This window comes from Oricola nitratireducens, from assembly GCF_014904745.1.
In the GTDB taxonomy this organism is placed as follows: Bacteria; Pseudomonadota; Alphaproteobacteria; order Rhizobiales; family Rhizobiaceae; genus Oricola; species Oricola nitratireducens.
This window is the reverse complement of the sequence record NZ_JACZCS010000039.1, coordinates 99,757-117,750: the sequence shown is the minus strand read 5'-3', so window position 1 is coordinate 117,750 and position 17,994 is coordinate 99,757. Positions and strand designations below refer to the sequence as shown.

At 63.2% G+C, this 17,994-nt stretch carries 14 protein-coding genes; 8 read left to right on the top strand and 6 right to left on the bottom strand.

The window, feature by feature from the left end; genetic code table 11:
* Positions 1-38: 38 nt before the first annotated feature.
* Positions 39-1,289, top strand: coding sequence for a tyrosine--tRNA ligase (gene tyrS, locus IG169_RS18470; protein ID WP_193177705.1), 1,251 nt, complete (start codon positions 39-41; stop codon positions 1,287-1,289).
* Between the two features lie 13 nt (positions 1,290-1,302).
* Here tyrS and IG169_RS18465 read toward each other — a convergent pair whose 3' ends face one another.
* Complete coding sequence (locus IG169_RS18465) at positions 1,303-4,593, bottom strand: YhdP family protein (protein WP_193177704.1); 3,291 nt, start codon at positions 4,591-4,593, stop codon at positions 1,303-1,305.
* Between the two features lie 240 nt (positions 4,594-4,833).
* Between IG169_RS18465 and IG169_RS18460 the strand changes: the two genes are divergently transcribed.
* The 3 genes from IG169_RS18460 (at position 4,834) to IG169_RS18450 (ending at position 7,510) form a co-directional block, all read left to right on the top strand.
* Complete coding sequence (locus IG169_RS18460; RefSeq protein WP_193177703.1) at positions 4,834-5,304, top strand: peroxiredoxin; 471 nt, start codon at positions 4,834-4,836, stop codon at positions 5,302-5,304.
* A gap of 24 nt (positions 5,305-5,328) precedes the next feature.
* The gene (locus IG169_RS18455; protein WP_193177702.1) at positions 5,329-6,144 is read left to right on the top strand and encodes a ferritin-like domain-containing protein; all 816 of its coding nucleotides are present in this window, start codon (positions 5,329-5,331) and stop codon (positions 6,142-6,144) included.
* 91 nt (positions 6,145-6,235) lie between these two features.
* Positions 6,236-7,510 carry a M23 family metallopeptidase gene (locus IG169_RS18450; protein ID WP_246717448.1) on the top strand — a complete coding sequence of 425 codons (1,275 nt, stop codon included), beginning with the start codon at positions 6,236-6,238 and terminating at the stop codon, positions 7,508-7,510.
* 3 nt (positions 7,511-7,513) lie between these two features.
* On the opposite strand, the gene recJ is transcribed toward IG169_RS18450, so the two are convergent.
* The 5 genes from recJ to IG169_RS18425 form a co-directional block, all read right to left on the bottom strand.
* Positions 7,514-9,292, bottom strand: coding sequence for a single-stranded-DNA-specific exonuclease RecJ (gene recJ / locus IG169_RS18445; protein ID WP_193177700.1), 1,779 nt, complete (start codon positions 9,290-9,292; stop codon positions 7,514-7,516).
* A 56-nt stretch (positions 9,293-9,348) separates the two neighbouring features.
* Positions 9,349-10,341: a class II fructose-bisphosphatase gene (gene glpX, locus IG169_RS18440; RefSeq protein ID WP_193177699.1), complete on the bottom strand. Its 993-nt coding sequence runs from the start codon at positions 10,339-10,341 to the stop codon at positions 9,349-9,351.
* A gap of 126 nt (positions 10,342-10,467) precedes the next feature.
* The gene (locus IG169_RS18435) at positions 10,468-11,784 is read right to left on the bottom strand and encodes a homoserine dehydrogenase (RefSeq protein ID WP_193177698.1); all 1,317 of its coding nucleotides are present in this window, start codon (positions 11,782-11,784) and stop codon (positions 10,468-10,470) included.
* A 46-nt stretch (positions 11,785-11,830) separates the two neighbouring features.
* Entirely contained in the window at positions 11,831-13,048 is a 1,218-nt protein-coding gene (locus IG169_RS18430) for an LL-diaminopimelate aminotransferase (protein ID WP_193177697.1), read from the bottom strand.
* 85 nt (positions 13,049-13,133) lie between these two features.
* Positions 13,134-13,553 carry an SHOCT domain-containing protein gene (locus IG169_RS18425; RefSeq protein WP_193177696.1) on the bottom strand — a complete coding sequence of 140 codons (420 nt, stop codon included), beginning with the start codon at positions 13,551-13,553 and terminating at the stop codon, positions 13,134-13,136.
* Positions 13,554-13,727: 174 nt separating this feature from the next.
* Between IG169_RS18425 and IG169_RS18420 the strand changes: the two genes are divergently transcribed.
* Genes IG169_RS18420 through radC form a run of 4 tightly spaced genes read left to right on the top strand, consistent with a single transcriptional unit; the run spans position 13,728 to position 17,921 of the window.
* Positions 13,728-15,563 (top strand): PHA/PHB synthase family protein, encoded by a 1,836-nt coding sequence (locus IG169_RS18420; RefSeq protein WP_193177695.1) that lies wholly within the window; start codon positions 13,728-13,730, stop codon positions 15,561-15,563.
* On the top strand, positions 15,560-16,261 hold the full coding sequence (gene sfsA / locus IG169_RS18415) for a DNA/RNA nuclease SfsA (RefSeq protein WP_193177694.1): 702 nt from the start codon (positions 15,560-15,562) through the stop codon (positions 16,259-16,261). Before IG169_RS18420 ends, sfsA begins: the two co-directional genes overlap by 4 nt.
* A gap of 26 nt (positions 16,262-16,287) precedes the next feature.
* Complete coding sequence (gene map, locus IG169_RS18410) at positions 16,288-17,115, top strand: type I methionyl aminopeptidase (RefSeq protein ID WP_193177693.1); 828 nt, start codon at positions 16,288-16,290, stop codon at positions 17,113-17,115.
* A gap of 38 nt (positions 17,116-17,153) precedes the next feature.
* Positions 17,154-17,921: a RadC family protein gene (gene radC / locus IG169_RS18405; RefSeq protein ID WP_193177692.1), complete on the top strand. Its 768-nt coding sequence runs from the start codon at positions 17,154-17,156 to the stop codon at positions 17,919-17,921.
* Positions 17,922-17,994: the final 73 nt, after the last annotated feature.

The window sequence follows — 17,994 nt, the reverse complement described above, 5'->3', positions numbered from 1 at the left end:
ACCACGGCCGCTTTCTCCCAAGCACGCAGGCAAGCATCATGTCCGGTTACAAGTCCGATTTTCTCAACGTTCTCGACGAACGCGGTTTCATCCACCAGTGCTCCGATTTCGAAGGTCTCGACGCACTCGCCGCCAGGAACGAAGTGATCGCCTATGTCGGATATGACTGCACGGCGCGGTCGCTGCATATCGGCAACTACCTGACGATGATGATGCTGTACTGGCTGCAGCAGACCGGCAACAAGCCGGTCACCCTGATGGGCGGCGGCACCACGATGGTCGGCGATCCGTCCGGCAAGGACGAGACGCGCGCCATGCGCACGATCGAGGAGATCGAGGCCAACAAGACATCGATCAAGGGCGTCTTTTCCAAGGTGTTGAAATTCGGCGACGGCGCCAATGACGCCATGATGGTCGACAACGCCGATTGGCTCCTCAAGCTCGGCTATATCGAAATGCTGCGCGAGGTCGGCCGCCACTTCTCGGTCAACCGCATGCTGACGATGGACTCCGTCAAGCTGCGCCTCGAACGCGAACAGGAAATGAGCTTCATCGAGTTCAACTACATGGTCTGCCAGTCCTACGACTATGTCGAACTGGCGCGGCGCCATGGCGTCAACCTGCAGATGGGCGGCTCCGACCAATGGGGCAACATCGTCAATGGCGTCGATCTCGGCCGCCGCATGGGCACGCACCAGCTCTACGCGCTGACGACGCCGCTGCTGACGACGGCGTCCGGCGCCAAGATGGGCAAGACGGCGCAGGGCGCGGTCTGGCTCAATGCCGAACAATTCAGCCCGTGGGATTTCTGGCAGTATTGGCGCAACACCGAGGATGCCGACGTCATCCGGTTCCTGAAGCTGTTCACGATCCTGCCGATGGACGAGATCCGCAGGCTGGAAAAGCTCGAAGGCTCCGAGATCAACGAGGCCAAGAAGGTTCTCGCCAACGAGGCGACGGCGCTTCTGCATGGTCGCGAAGCGGCGGAACAGGCCGCCGAAACCGCCCGCAAGACCTTCGAGGAAGGCGCGCTCGCCGAAACTCTGCCGACGATCGAGGTTCCGGCCTCCGAATTCGCTGCGGGCATGGGCGTGCTGTCGCTCTTCGTCTCCGCCGGCCTTGCCGCCTCCAACGGCGAAATGCGCCGCCATGTGAAGGGCGGCGCGGTCCGCGTGAACGACGAACAGGTGACCGACGACCGCATGACGCTCGATCCGTCGAACCTGCGCGACGGCGTCATCAAGCTGTCGCTCGGCAAGAAGAAACACGCCCTCGTCCGGCCGGTCTGACACCGGCCGGCCGTCACCGGAATTCGAAGATCGAACGGAAGACGCCGGGTGCGATCGCCGACAGCGGATTGACCGTGATGTCGGGCTTTTTGGGATCGCCTTCGAGCAGGAAGGTCACGCCGATCAGGCCGCGATCACGCCCGTTGCCGAGCACCAGTCCGATAACCGGGATGTCCGCAAGCAGGCTGTTGACCGCATAGGCCGGCATGAACGTGCCCGACAGGCGCATGCGGTTGTTCTTGTCATAGACCGTGCCCTGGAACGTCGCGCCGACGAGCGGGCCGCGGAAGACGGCGTTGGTGACGCGCAGCGCCGACGGCCCAAAATCGAGTATCGCCGACGCCCGGTCGAACTTCACCTCGCTCGTATCGATATCGCGCTTGATCGCCTCTTTCAGGCTGGCCGAATTGGCGGCCTTCGTCGACACAAGCGCATTCAACCGCGGTTCGTTGAAAATGCGGAAATCGCTGAGATCGACCTTGCCCGTCAGCCGGTTCTCGCCGCTGCCGGCGAGCGACAGGTTGAGAACGCCGCCACGTACCTGGCCGTAGATATCCAGAAAGCGAAGGACTTCGCCGCCGTCGAGTGCTTCCAGGTGCACAGTCCGTTGCGCGCCCGCCCCTTCAAGACGGAATGTGACCGGAAATCCAGCCGCCGACATCGCCGTCGCCGTCAATTCCGTGACGTTCGTGCCGTCGTGGCGCATGTGCAGGACCAGGTTTTTCAGCGACTCGTCGCCAAAGCCGGTCACCTTGGCAACCTTCACGTCCAGGTCGACGGGCACGCCCCCGCCCTCGCCGCCGGAGGACATCTCTTTGCGCACATGGCGAATGAGTGCGCGCGCATCGAAGGATTGACCGGTCACCGAGATCGCGAATCCCTTGCCCTTGCGGTCGATCGACACCGAGATATCGTCGGATTCGTTCAGTCTGACCTTGCCAAACCGGGCGCGCTGCAGTCCCGCTTTCGACACGATGATATCGCCGGCGGCCGAAAACGAGCCGCCTTCGAGCTTGAAATTGCTGATCCTGGTTTCCTTGTCGGCAAGCACCAGGTCGAAGACGGTCTTGGCGGCGATGCCGCTGCCCTTTGCCCAGCCGATCCATGGCAGCGCCAGTTCCGCCGCTGACAAGTCGGCGCTTATCGCCATCGCGCCATCCCCGTTCTGCGTCGATACCTTGACCGGCGTGGTGCCCGAAACGAGCCCCTCGAGCCCCGGCGCAATCTTTTCGCGGTCCTTGTCGGCCAGCTTCAACACGATGTCGCGCGAGGCCTTGTACGGCACGTCGCCAAAGGGCTGGACCATGGCGATATCGGCCGGCAGGCCGTCTATCCTGCCACTCACGTCGATGTCGGCATGCTGACGGTCGATCGCGATCCGCCCGGTCAGATCCGAAAGCATCCGCCCCTCGAACGGCGTCGACACGGCTGCATTCCTCACATCGAGTGCGACATGCCAGTCGGGTGCCGGCGTGTCGTCGCGCTGATTGAGCACGAAGCGCATCTTCACCCGCGCATCGACGTCGCCCGACAGTTCCTCCGGCTCATAGTCACGGAATCGACGCGCGTCGATCGGCCGGAAGGAGATCAGTTCGCCGAGCGCATCGGCCTTCCCGGCGACCTTCACATCGAGATCGGCGTAGATGAGCCCCGAAACGTCCTCGGGATGAATGACCAGCTTGCCATCCGAGGCCGCCGCCGTACGCCCGCTCGGCAGATAGGCGGTTCCGCTGTCGAGACTGATGACGGTCTCGCCGTCCTTGAAGTCGACCTGGCCATTGGCGTCGCGCACCGGCGGAATTTCCCCGGTCACGTCGAAGCGCACTCCCTCGACCTTGAGCGAGACCTCTGTGTCGCCCTGCAACGGCTTTTCCGATCCCGGAATGCGCCGTCGCAACGGTTCCGCTATCAGGAACCGGCCCTCGCTGACCCGTCCGCCCGCGAGATTGGAGAGAACCCAGCGTCGCGCCCCGCGCGCGACCGACGCCGGCCAGAACTGTTTCACGCCGGCCAGTGCGAAGTTTTCGACCGAAATCGCGAACACCGCGGTCGGCACATCGGTTCCGAAGTCGAGCGTTCCCGCGCCTTCGGCCTTGCCCGCCTCGGATTCGAGCTCGATGCGAGAGAACTCCCCCTGGCTCTTTTGCTGCGACCAGATCCCTTGCGCGCGTGCAGCAAACTTGACCGGCCGCTCCGGCGAATCGAGCGGATTACTGACGCCTTCGTTCGCAATCAGTTCGAACTGGTAGTTCCGCCCCGGCGTATCCGCCGTACCGGTCGGCGCGTCGCGCAAGCCGCCGGAAAGGACGGCCGACTGCCGTCCGAAGATGACCCGCGACTCGTTCAGGGAAAGCACCCGCCCTTTCGGCTCCCAGACGAAATTGAAGCGGCCGGAAAGCGGGATGAAGTCCGTTTTGTCGAGTTTGAGCGAAAGATCTGTCGGTTCGATATTGAATTTCAATTCGTCGGGGACATCTCCGGGCCTCCGTCGTGCGGAAATGCCGATGCGGACAAGAACCGGCTCCCGATGCGCGTCGGGAAGATGATCTTCCTCGACCGCCGAAAGAATCGTCCGGATGCGGCCGATCGGCAGCGGCACGTCTTCGGCCTTCAGCGAGACGGACAGGGAATTGGCATCGTCCCGGCGCAGCATCCCCGCGACTTTCACCGTTTGGCCCGAAACCACGATCTCCGCCTCGAGCGCGCGCCGGCCCTTGCGGGCGAGTACCACCGCCTCCTTGACGAGAACGCCGCCTTCGGGCCCGCCCGGACCGGACAGTTTCATGTCTTTGATTTCGATATCCACACCGTTTCCGGTGATTGTCGTCCGGTCGAAAAGACGATTGGCCCCGTCGAATAGCGCCGAAAGGTCCGATTCGATCGAGGCGATCGCGGGAAGGCCAGCCTCCCCGTTTCCAAGCTTCGGAACATGCAGATCGACACCGGAAAGCGAAATCTTCTGGATCTGCGGCTTGCCGCGCAAGGCGGACAGGGTCCGCACGCCGATCCGCGTGCGCTTGACACGCAGGATTTCCTCGCCCGTTTCCTTGTCGGTCAGCGCGAAATGGTCGAGCGAGACGCCGATGCCGCCGATTCCGTTCACGCCGACGCTGGCTTCGCCGATGTCGGCGCCGAGATTGGCGGGCAACACGCGCTCAAGCGACGCGATCGCCTCGTTTTCGATGACCGGCGCGAACAGGCCGGACTTCAACAGTCCGGTCAGGACGAGCGGAATCAACACGATGACGAACAGCGCGGCCAGCAGGAAACGCCGCCGCTTTTTGCGCCGCGGCCGGGAAAACATCGGAGCATGCACGGGTGGAGAGGGCTGCGCCACGGTCGACGGCAGTCGGCGCAACCGGCGCTTCGCCGCGGCCCCGAACCTCTTCCTGTGGATGCGTTGTATGTTCAATACCGTCGTTCCGCTCCTCCCCCGCACCGCAACCCGCATGTTTTTTGCGGCGCACCGGCATGGACAGAGTCATTTTGCATCATATATCGCTGACTGTCCTGTCAAACGCTTTAAAGTCCGAAGGAAATTGCCATGAGTCAGATTGTCGAAGGATCGCCCGCTCCGGATTTCGCATTGCCCGCCGATGGCGGTTCGACCCTCAGTTTGTCTGCCATGAACGGCAAGATCGTAGTCCTCTATTTCTACCCGAAGGACGACACCAGCGGTTGCACGGCGGAAGCAATTGACTTTTCCCGTCTCAAGCCCGACTTCGAGGCGCTCGATGCCGTTGTCGTCGGCATGTCGCCCGACAGCGCGGCCAAGCACGATAAATTCAAGGCCAAGCACGATTTGTCGGTAACACTCGTCGCCGACGAAGAATTGAAAACGCTCCAGGACTACGGCGTCTGGGTCGAAAAGAGCATGTATGGCCGCAAATACATGGGCGTCGAACGCGCGACCTTCCTGATAGGCAAAGACGGCAAAATTGCGAAAATTTGGCGCAAGGTGAAAGTTTCGGGCCACGCCGAGGCCGTTCTCGACGCCGTCAAGACGCTCAGTTAGGCGCGAAACAAGGGTTCCCGGCCAATGGCAAACACGTTGCGCGCGGCGTCCGTCGAAGCCCTGTCATCAGCCGATCTTGACGCCAAAGTCGCGACCACGCACCGGGCGGCCGCGCAGTGGCGCGAACGCACCCTGTCTCTGCGCGGCCCCGGCGACACGCCGGTTCCCGATCGCCCCGGGCGCCCGAAAAAGCCGGAACTCGTCGCACCGCGCCTGCTCAGGAAACGATCGCTGAACAGCCTCGGAGGCCGAATCGCGCTGATCCACGCGCTGGCCCATATCGAACTCAATGCCATCGATCTGGCACTCGATATCGTCGCGCGTTTCGCCACGAGACAGATCCCGCTCAGCTTTTTCGACAACTGGATGCAGGTCGCCGACGATGAGGCGCGCCATTTCACTCTTCTGCGCACCCGCCTGCGTTCGCTCGGGTCCGATTACGGCGACCTTCCCGCCCATGACGGCCTATGGCAGGCGGCAACAGACACACGCGGCGATCTGCACGCGCGCCTCGCCATCGTTCCGCTCGTCCTGGAAGCGCGTGGCCTCGACGTCACGCCCGGGCTTGCCGCCAGCCTGCGCGCATCCGGCGACGGTGAGACCGCTGCGATTCTAGACATCATTTACAGTGACGAAAAGACCCATGTCGCCGTCGGGGCGAAATGGTTCCGCTTCTTCTGCGCACGGGACGGCATCAACGCGGCCGACAGGTTTCGCGTCCTCGTGCGCGAACACTTCCACGGCCAGGTCAAGCCGCCCTTCAATGACCGGGCGCGATCCGCCGCGGGCCTCACGCCGTTGTTTTACCGCGCGCTTTCCTCCGCATCGATGTCACGCTGAGCGCAATCTCCGGGCGCGTCGAAGGGCTTTGTTAACCCTAATAAAGTGTAATCGGGCAACGCCAGATTCTTGTCGCCAGCGGTGGATTGCCTTGAGTAGCACAGCGGTTTTCGGAAAACGCAAAGAGCCCCATACGATCATCATCGCGCAGGGCGATCGCATCAGCCATTTCACGGTCCGGCCCTGGGTGGTCGCGCTTGCCGCCTCCCTCTTGGCGGCCGCCGCCGTCGGCTATCTGCTTGCGACCAGCTATCTCATGCTGCGCGACGACATCCTGAATGCCGCCATAGCCCGCCAGGCGCGCATGCAATACGCCTACGAGGACCGGATCGCCGCACTGCGCTCGCAGGTCGACCGGATCACCTCGTACCGCCTTCTCGACCAGCAGATCATGGAATCGAAAGTCGCCGAGCTGTTGACCCGGCAGTCGGTTCTGGCCAAGCGCTCCGGCCGTCTCGCCCCGCTCCTGAAGGAAGCCGCCAACAGCGGTCTGACGCCGGAAACGGACCGGCTCGATCCCGCCAGCGTCCCGGTTCCCGAAATCGGCGACACCTCCGCCGCATCCAAGCGAACCCTGTTCCGGCTGCAGGAGCCGGTGGAAGCAGGCCTCCAACAGGCGGCCGTGAAACCGCCCGATAGCCCGAAGCACGACGAAACCGAGCCCGTCCTGGCGCTATCGCGGCTCGGAACCGCCCTCAACCATCTGGAGAAAAACCAGATCGACCAGATCAGCGCGCTCGCGTCATCGGCCCGCTCGATGCGTCGGCAGATCGTCGCCGACGCGCACAGCGCCGGATTGCCGCTCAAGGCGCCGGAAGTCGAGAGCACCGGCACCGGCGGCCCGTTCATTCCGGCCAGGCCCGGCGCCAACGCCGAGGCCTTCGATACCGAACTCGACAATCTCAATCGCGAACTCGACGCCCTCGACACCGTGCGAGGCAAGATCCGCGCCTTCCCGATCGCCAATCCGGCGCCCGGACACAGAATTACCAGCGGGTTCGGCAACCGCCGTGATCCGATCATCGGCAGATCCGCATTTCACGCCGGCATCGACTTTTCCGTCGTGAGTGGAACGCCAATTCACGCCACCGCCGCGGGTACGGTCATCAGGGCCGGCCGCAACGGCGGCTATGGCAACATGATCGAGATTCGCCATGTCAGCGGCCTGACCACGCGCTATGCGCATCTGAGCCGTATCCTCGTGAAGAAGGGCCAGAAGGTCGCCGCCGGTGCCAGGATCGGATTGTCGGGCAGCACCGGGCGTTCGACGGGGCCTCACCTTCATTACGAGGTGCGCGAAGACAACAAGGCCGTCAATCCGATGAATTTCCTGAAAGCCGGAAAGCGTCTCGAACAGTATCTCTAATCTCTAGACCGGCTCCGCGGCATCGACGATCCGCATCTGCGGCGTCTGCCTGCCGTTCCAGTGATTGATGGACAGCGTACCGGCGACATGGACCGGCGAGCCGTTACGCCGCGACAGGAACTGTCCGAGCTCGGTGTCCGCGGCACGAAAGGCGATCGCATCGACTTGCGACCGGTCTTCCGCCATCAATCGCAACTTCAGATGCCCGTTTCCGACCACGGCCGAAGAGGCTATCCGATGGTTCGGCAAAACAAAGACCGGTTCCGGATTGCCGGAGCCGTAGGGCCCCGCCTTCTCGATCTCTCCGATCAGATTGGCCGACGCGCCGCGCGCTGTGAGCGCGCCGTCGATTGCTTGCGTCTCGTTGTCGAGGATTGAGGTCACCGCCGATGCCGCCTTCTCCTCGAAGAAGCCGCGCAAATCCCCAAGCCTGGCGCGCTCGACCGTGATGCCGGCCGCCATGGCGTGGCCGCCGCCCTTGACCAGCAGTCCCTCGTCGACCGCCGCCCGCACCAGCTTGCCGAGATCGAACCCCGGGATCGAGCGCCCGGAGCCGGTTCCCTTGCCGGACCCGTCAAGCGCGATCGCGAAGGCAGGCCGGCGGGTGTGCTCCTTCAGCCGCGCCGCGATCAGCCCGACGATGCCCGGATGCCAATGCTCGCTCGACGTCACGACGACCGCCGGCGGCACGCTCGATTGCATGTCCTTTTCGGCTTCAGCGCGCGCTTCCGCGACCATTTCGATCTCGATCGCCTGGCGTTCGCGATTGAGCCGGTCGAGTTCGGTCGCGATCTCCGCGGCCCGGTTCGAATCCTCTTCGCAGAGCAGCATCGAGCCCAGCGCCGCATTTCCGATCCGCCCGCCAGCATTGATGCGCGGCCCGATCAGGAAGCCGAAATGAAACGGATTGAGCGGCTCGCCGATCGACGAGACGCGCGCCAGTGCGCTGAGGCCCGGATTGCCGAGATGACGCGCCGCGACCAGTCCCTTGGTGACGAATGCGCGGTTCAGCCCGACGAGCGGAACGACATCGCAAACCGTGCCGAGCGCGACGAGATCCAGCATCGAAAGCAGGTCCGGCATCTTGGCAATGCCATGCGCGCGCAACTGGCGCGAGACGTCGACCAGCGTCATGAAGACGACGCCCACCGCGCACAGGTGCCCGAGGCCCGACAAATCGTCATCGCGGTTCGGATTGACCACCGCGGCAACGTCGGGCAGCGGTCCGCCGACCTGGTGATGATCGAGCACGACGATATCGGTGCCCTGGCCCGCCACCGCGTCGAAAGCTTCGGCGCTGTTCGTGCCGCAATCGACAGTGACGATCAGCGAGGCGCGCGAAGCGAGTTCGCCCATCGCCGCCGGATTGGGTCCGTAGCCCTCGAAGATGCGGTCCGGGATATAGATTTCGGCCTCGATGCCGAAGAAGCGCAAATACCGCGCAAGCAACGCCGATGACGACGCCCCGTCGACGTCGTAGTCGCCGAAGATGGCGACCCGCTCGCCCTTGCGGACCGCATCGGCGATACGTGCCGCCGCTGCCTCCAGGTCGGTGACCGAGCGCGGATCGGGCATCAGCGCCTTGATTGTCGGATCGAGGAATCCCAGTGCATCGCCCGCCGCGATTCCGCGCCCGGCGAGCACCCGCGCCAGGATGTCGGGCACGCCGTGGCGCTGGGCGATGTCGAGTGCGATCTGCGCCTGCGCCGGCGACATCCTGTCGACCCAGCGCCGGCCTTTCAGCGAGCGTTCGATTCCCAGGAATGTGGAAGCTTGGACCATGCCGGTATGTGAGCCCAGGGCCGGGCGGCGTCAAGCCGCCCGACGGCAAGACACCGTCAGAACTTGTCCATATCCTGATGGCGCGCCTTGATCTCGCGCACCGTCTGCGACGAGGAGCGCATGACGATCGTTTCCGTCTGGATGTAGTTGCGCAGGAACCGCACGCCGCCGAGCATGTTGCCATCGGTGACGCCGGTGGCCGCGAACATCACCTCGCCATGCGCCATCTCGAGATGCGAGTAGATCTTTTTCGGATCGGCGACGCCCATACGCGCCGCGCGCGCCACCTTTTCCTCCGAGTCGAGGATCAGGCGACCCTGCATCTGTCCGCCGACGCAACGCAGCGCCGAAGCGGCAAGGACGCCTTCCGGCGCGCCGCCAGTGCCCATGTAGATGTCAATCCCGGTTTCTTCCGGCGCCGTGGTGTCAATCACCCCCGCGACGTCACCGTCGCCGATCAGCCGGATCGCCGCGCCTGTCTTGCGTACGGCCTCGATCAGCGCAGCGTGACGCGGACGGTCGAGAATGCAGGCCGCGATCTCCGTGACCGGCACGCCCTTCGCCTTGGCAAGCGAATGGATATTGTCCTCCGGCGACGCGTCGATATCGATGACGCCGGCCGCATAACCGGGTCCGATCGCAATCTTGTCCATGTAAACGTCCGGCGCGTTCAAGAGCGCACCCTTGGTCGCGATCGCGATGACGGCGAGCGAGTTGGGCAGGTTCTTGGCGCAGATGGTCGTGCCTTCGAGCGGATCGAGCGCGATATCGACCTCCGGCCCCGTTCCCGCGCCGACTTCCTCGCCGATATAGAGCATCGGCGCCTCGTCGCGTTCGCCCTCGCCGATGACCACCGTGCCGCGAATGGCAAGCCGGTTGAGTTCCGAGCGCATCGCGTCGACGGCGGCCTGGTCTGCGGCCTTTTCGTCACCGCGCCCGCGCAGCCGCGCAGCCGCAACCGCGGCGCGTTCGGTCACACGCGCCAGTTCCAGCGAGAGTTCACGCGTCAGACCGGCCTTGGGTTCGCCGGATTTTGTCATGGCATTCATGCGGTTATCCTCGCTGAGTTCTTTTTGCAGATCGTTTAGACGCAGACGCACCGCTTGCGCAACCGGCATGCCGTGCGCTTTCAGGGGGCAAACGCGATCTAATCGATTTTGATGACAGAAGCCCTGTCAGCCCGCCGGTTCAATGCGAATCACCTGAGGCTTGGAAACCAGATGGCCATCCTCGAGAACCGCGTCGAGCGCCGTGCGAATATGCAATTCTGTCGTTTCGTGCGTGACGAGGACGACAGTTTTCGGCTCGTCCACCCCGTTTTTCACCGATCCGTGCTGAACGATCGAGGCAAGCGATATCCCGTTTTCCGCCATGTGGCCGGCAAGCGACGCAAATACGCCGATACGGTCGTGCACGGTCATGCGGATGAAATAACCGCCGGCATGGGTGGAGATTTCCGCCCGCTGATAGGGTTCCAATTCGTCGGCCGGCCGGCCGAAAACCGGTGCTTCCTGCCGCCCGGGCCGCGATTTCGCGATATCGGCGATGTCGCCGATGACGGCCGAAGCCGTCGCGTCACCGCCCGCGCCAGGCCCGGAAAGCAGCAGCGAACCGACCGTATCGGCTTCGATGCCGACCGCATTGGTCACGCTGTCGACCTGGCCGATCATCGAACCAAGCGGCACCATCGTCGGGTGGACCCGCTGTTCGATTCCCGTGGCGGTGCGCTGGGCGACACCGAGCAGTTTGATCCGGTAACCGAGCTCACGCGCGGCATGGATGTCGGACAGCGAGATGTTGCTGATCCCCTCGATATAGATTTCGTCGGCCGCGACCTGTGTCCCGAAGGCAAGGCTGGTCAGGATCGCCAGCTTGTGCGCGGTATCGAACCCTTCCACGTCGAATGTCGGATCGGCTTCCGCATAGCCCAGACGCTGCGCCTCGACGAGGCACTCCTCGAACGACAATTCGTCGCTTTCCATCCGCGTCAGGATGTAGTTCGCCGTGCCGTTCAGAATGCCGTAGACCCGGGTTGCGTCGTTCGCCGCCAGCGATTCACGCATGGTCTTGATAACCGGGATACCGCCGGCGACCGCCGCTTCATAGTTGAGGATCAGGCCCTTTTCCTCGGCGAGCAACGCCAGTTCCACACCGTGTTTGGCGAGCAATGCCTTGTTGGCGGTCACCACATGCCGGCCGGATTCGATTGCGGCGCGAATGCTGTCGAGCGCCGGGCCGCTGTCCCCGCCGACGAGTTCGACGAAAACGTCGATATTGGGCGAAGCGGCCAGTGCGGATGGCGTGTCGAACCAGTCGATACCCGACAGTTCGACGCCGCGGTCCTTGCTGCGATCGCGCGCGCTGACGCCTGTCACCGTAATCGGCCGTCCGCATTTGTGTGACAGGGAATTCGATTTGGATTTCAGGATCCTGGCGACAGACGCCCCGACCGTACCCAAACCCGCAATACCGATGCGCAGCGGCTCGCTCATAAAACCACCTTTCCGGACGAGGCGTTGACGAAGAACGCCCGCGCGGTCAGCGGCGAGCGTTGAGTGTGACGACGTTGTGCAGATTTCCGCGCGTAGATGCAAGGAACCGTTTGATGTTCCGTGCAGCCTGCCGGATGCGGTGTTCGTTTTCGACCAGTGCGATGCGAACGTGATCGTCGCCATGCTCGCCGAAGCCGATGCCCGGCGCGACCGCGACGTCGGCCTTTTCGATCAGCAGCTTGGAGAATTCCAGCGAACCCATTTCGCGGAACGGTTCGGGAATCGGCGCCCAGGCGAACATCGTCGCTTCCGGCGGCGGCACGTCGAATCCGGCCTGGTGGAAGCTTTCCACCAGCACGTCGCGGCGCTTGCGGTAAATCTCCCGCACCTCGGCGATGTCGGAACCGTCGCCGTTGAGCGCGGCCGTTGCGGCGACCTGGATCGGCGTGAACGCACCGTAGTCGAGATAGGATTTCACCCGCGCCAGCGCCGCGATCAGGCGTTCGTTGCCGACCGCGAATCCCATGCGCCATCCCGGCATGGAGAAGGTCTTCGACATCGATGTGAATTCGACGCAGATATCCATCGCGCCCGGCACCTGCAGCACCGACGGCGGCGCCTCGTCGCCGAAATAGATTTCGGCATAGGCAAGGTCGGACAGCACGATGATGTCATGCTTGCGCGCGTAGGCGATCACGTCCTTGTAGAAATCGAGCGACGCCACGAAGGCGGTCGGGTTCGACGGATAGTTGAGAATCAGCGCCAGCGGCTTCGGGATAGAGTGCTTCACGGCGCGTTCGAGCGCCGGGATGAAGCCGTCGTCGGGCTCGACCGGCATGGAGCGGATCACCCCGCCGGACATGATGAAGCCGAAGGCATGGATCGGATAGGTCGGATCCGGGCAAAGGATCACGTCGCCCGGCGCGGTGATCGCCTGCGCCATGTTGGCGAAGCCCTCCTTGGAGCCCAGCGTCGCGATCACCTCGCGATCGGGATCGAGTTTCACCCCGAAACGCCGCGCATAGTAAGCGGCCTGCGCCTTCCGCAATCCCGGGATACCCTTCGAGGACGAGTAACGGTGGGTGCGCGGATCGCGCACGGTCTCGACCAGCTTGTCGACGATTGCCGGCGGCGTCGGAAGATCGGGATTGCCCATGCCGAGATCGATGATGTCGCGGCCCTCGGCGCGCGCGCTCGCCTTCAGGCGGTTCACCTGCTCGAAGACATAAGGCGGAAGTCGGCGGACTTTGTGGAATTCTTCCATGGACATTACCTCGGCATATCGGCGCGCTATAGCTCGTTCCCGCACGGAAATCGAGAGAACGTTGTGGCCTCGAACGCTAGCACCTTCATTCTTCGATCTTCTTAATCGCATCTTCGGAATGGGTCGCGGCAAGCCGCCGCAATTGCTCCAGCCGGCGCTGGTATTCGGCGGCGGTGATCCCGCCCCGGGCATGCGTTTCGGCAAGCGCCTGCATTTCCGCCACGAGGGCGTCGCGCTGCACATCGGTCAATTGTGCCGTCGCGCCATGCGGCTCCTCGTTGATATTGGGAAACGTTCCCGTCTCGGCGACGCGGGCGGATCCCGAAAAGACGGGATCGGCGTCGGATGCTGCGGCGTCGTCCGTAATCGGCCGTTCCGGCGGCACCGGAGCGTTCGCATCGGCGAAGGCGGCCTGCGGCACGGCTTGATCGATCGCATTGCCGCCGGCGCAGCCCGCGAGGACCGGCATGTTGAAGATCAGTAACGCAATCCCAATTTTTTTCATGTTACCTTGGGGCAAGCCGTTCATATGAAAACCGGACACAACGTATTTGGCGAATGTCCGCAATCATGGGGCAATGACACGCGGCTTGTCGTGTGTCATCAACGCTCAATATTATGGCACAACAAAGAACGTCGCGAATAGCGACAGAAAAAGCACCCGCAGGGCGGAAACGCAATGGCTGACAAGAAGGAGGAGGAGAAGGCAGTCCCGGCAGAGAAGGGAAGCGCGATCGACGCTTATCTCATCAAGGATCCGGAAGCCTTCGCCCGCAATCTCGCCCGTATGGTCGAAGCGGCCGGCAACGCCGCCTCGGCATGGATTCGTCCGCGCGAATCCGGCGAGAAGACCGACAATCTTGCCGAACCGATGGCGGATGTCGTCAAGACGTTCTCCAAGGTCTCCGAATACTGGCTGTCCGATCCGCAGCGCGCCGTGGAAGCGCAGACGCGCCTGTTCTCCGCCTATATGGACATCTGGTCCAATTCGATCAAACGCATGGGTGATCCCGCGCTGTCCGAAGCCGTCGAGCCGGAACGCGGCGACCGCCGCTTTTCCGATGACGACTGGAAGGACAACGCCTTCTTCTCGTTCCTCAAACAGACCTATCTCGTCACGTCCAAATGGGCCGCCGACCTCGTCGAGAACGCCGAGACGCTGGACGAGCACACGCGCCACAAGGCCAGCTTCTACGTCAGGCAGCTGGCCAACGCCGCCTCGCCATCCAATTTCATGGTCTCCAGTCCGGAAATCTTCAAGGAAACCGTCGCGACCAACGGCGCCAATCTCGTTTCCGGCATGAAGATGCTCGCCGAGGACATCGAGGCCGGCCGGGGCGAACTGAAGCTGCGCCAGGCCGACTATTCCAAATTCAAGCTCGGCGAGAACATCGCCTTGACACCCGGCAAGGTGATCGCCCGCAATGCGCTGGTCGAGATCATCCAGTACGAACCGGCGACCAAGAAGGTTCTCAAGCGTCCGCTGCTGATCTGCCCGCCCTGGATCAACAAGTTCTACATTCTGGACCTCAATCCGGAAAAATCCTTCGTGCGCTGGGCGATCGAACAGGGCCATACGGTGTTCGTCATGTCCTGGGTCAATCCGGACAGGCGCCACGCGCAACTGGACTGGAACGACTATATCGACCAGGGCATTTCCTTCGCGCTCGACGCCGTGAAAAAGGCGACCGGCGAAAAACAGGTCAACGCCATCGGCTATTGCGTCGGCGGTACGCTGCTGGCCGCCGCGCTCGCCCTGTTCGCCCGCGAGGGCGATGACCGCATCGCCACGGCGACGCTGTTCACCACCCAGGTCGATTTCGTCAATGCCGGCGATCTGAAGGTGTTCGTCGACGACGATCAGCTGCAGTCGCTCGAAAAACAGATGAACAGGGACGGCTATCTCGACGGCTCGAGGATGGCGACCGCCTTCAACCTGTTGCGCTCCGGCGACCTGATCTGGCCCTATGTCGTCAACAACTACATGAAGGGCAAGGAGCCCTTGCCCTTCGACCTGCTCTACTGGAATGCCGATTCCACCCGCATGGCCGCCGCCAACCACATTTTCTACCTGCGCAACTGCTACTACGAGAACAATCTCGCCAACGCCAAACTGGTCCTGCATGGCGCGCCGGTCTCGCTCGCCGACGTGAAGATCCCGATCTACAATCTGGCGGCCAAGGAAGATCACATCGCCCCGGCGCTATCGGTCTTCGAAGGCTCGAAATGCTTCGGCGGCGACGTCACCTACGTCATGGGCGGCTCCGGCCATATCGCCGGCGTCATCAATCCGCCCGCCAGGAAGAAATACCAGTTCTGGTCCGGCCCGAAGGTCGCCGGCGATTTCTCGAAATGGATCGAACAGGCGGCCGTGACCGAAGGCTCGTGGTGGCCGCACTGGCAGGCCTGGATCGAATCAAACGATGATGAACGCGTCCCCGCCCGCAAGAAGCCCGGCGGCAAGCTGAAGCCGCTCGAGGATGCGCCGGGCACCTATGTTCGCGAGCGCGTGTGAAGTTTTCTGCTCCGCTTGTCCCCGGCCGCCTGGTGAAACGCTACAAGCGTTTCCTTGCCGACATCGTGCTCGTCGACGGAAGCGAGATCACCTGCGCCGTGCCCAATACCGGCTCGATGATGGGACTGACAGATCCCGGTTCGCGCGTCTGGCTCTCCGTCTCGGACAAACCGACCCGCAAATACCCGCACACGCTGGAAATCGTCGAGGCGGACGGCATCATGGTCGGCGTCAATACCGGGCTGCCGAACAAGCTGGCCGAGGAAGCGATCCGGGCCGGCATGATCGCCGACCTCGCATCCTACGAGGAATTCAGGCGCGAACAGAAATACGGCCGCAATTCGCGCATCGACATCCTGCTGAAGGACCCGGCGCGCGGCCTCGCCTATGTCGAGGTCAAGAACGTGCACATGAGCCGTGTGGCGGGCCTCGCCGAATTTCCCGACACGGTGACCGCGCGCGGCGCCAAGCATCTCGTCGAACTGGCAGACATGGCCGCCGAGGGCCACCGCGCGATCATGGTCTTCCTCGTCCAGCGCGGCGATTGCGAAAGCCTGAAACTGTGCCGCGATCTCGACCCCGCTTATTGCGCGGCATTCGACCGCGCGACGGCCGTCGGGGTTGAAGCTTTCGCCATTCAGTGCCAAATCTCGGAAAACGAAATCCTGCCCGTCAAGACCATTCCCGTTGCGGAATGAAAGACCGCCGTTACCGGAGCACAACCATGGTGACCTATCTCGAAGCCGAACTGGCGCCTGTCAAGAACACGGGCCAGATCCGTCTGTATGGCGAAGAGGGATTCGAAGGCATGCGCAAGGCATGCAGGGTGACGGCGATGGCGCTCGACGAACTGGTCGGCATGGTCAGGCCCGGCGTCACTACCAACGAGATAGACAAATTCGTCTTTGAGTTCGGCATGGACCATGGCGCCATTCCCGCGACGCTCAACTACCGCGGCTATACCCATTCCTGCTGCACCTCGATCAATCACGTGGTCTGCCACGGCATTCCCAACGACAAGCCGCTGCGCGAGGGCGAAATCGTCAATATCGACGTGACCTATGTGCTCGACGGCTGGCATGGCGATTCCTCGCGCATGTACCCGGTCGGCGAAATCAAGCGCGCTGCCGAACGCCTTCTGGAGGTCACCCATGAATGCCTGATGCTCGGCATCGCCGCCGTGAAACCCGGCGCGCGCATGGGCGCAATCGGCGAAGCGATCCAGAAACATGCGGAAGCGGAGCGCTGCTCCGTGGTGCGCGACTTCTGCGGCCACGGCGTCGGCCAGTTGTTCCACGACGCCCCGAACGTGCTGCATTACGGCCGCGCCGACGAAGGCATCGAGATGCGCAAGGGCATGATTTTCACCATCGAGCCGATGATCAATCTCGGCCGCCCGCATGTGAAGGTGCTCTCCGACGGATGGACGGCGGTCACCCGCGACCGCAGCCTGTCGGCGCAATACGAACACACGATCGGCGTCACCGACGACGGCTGCGAGATCTTCACCCTGTCGCCGAAGGGTCTCGACCGCCCCGGCCTGCCCGATTAAGTTGTGGCCGGCGGCAGGGAGCCGCGACGGGGGCGGACTTGGCCGACGAACCGGACGAACGGCAGATTTTCCTGGCGGAATTCCCGCAACCTGCAGGCGCGTTCGCGAAAAAACCGGCCACTAGGGAAAAGGCGCTCTCGCCCCATGCCGGCCATCGCGATCGCCTGCGCGCCCGTTTCGCCGAAGCCGGACCGGACGCCCTTGCCGACTATGAGTTGCTGGAACTGTTGCTGTTCCGCTCGATCCCGCGCCGCGACACCAAGCCGCTCGCCAAGGCGCTGATCGCGCGGTTCGGATCATTCGGTGCCGTTCTCGGCGCTGATCCGAAGCGCCTGATGGAAGTTCCCGGCGTCAAGGAAGCCGTCGCCACCGACCTGAAGACCGTCGCCGCCGCGGCGCAGCGCATGCTCAAGGGCGAAATCGCCGCGCGCGAGGTGCTCGGGTCCTGGAACGCGGTCATCGATTATTGCAAGGCGGCCATGGCCTACGAGACGCGCGAGCAGTTCCGTATCCTGTTCCTCGACAAGAAGAACGCCCTGATCGCCGACGAGGTGCAGCAGACCGGTACCGTCGACCACACGCCGGTCTATCCGCGCGAGGTCATGCGCCGCGCGCTCGAACTGTCCTCGACCGCGATCATCCTGGTCCACAATCACCCGTCCGGCGACCCGACGCCGTCGCGCGCCGACATCGAGATGACGCACAAGATCGCCGAGATCGGCGAGACGCTGAACATCGTCGTGCACGACCACGTCATCATCGGCAAGTCCGGCCATGTCAGCCTGAAGGGGTTGGGGCTTTTTTAGCGCTCCTTGTCTCCCCCCTTGCGGGGGAGAAAGTGATTTCCTGGGCTTAGCTTGCTAAGTCCTTGGAAATCAC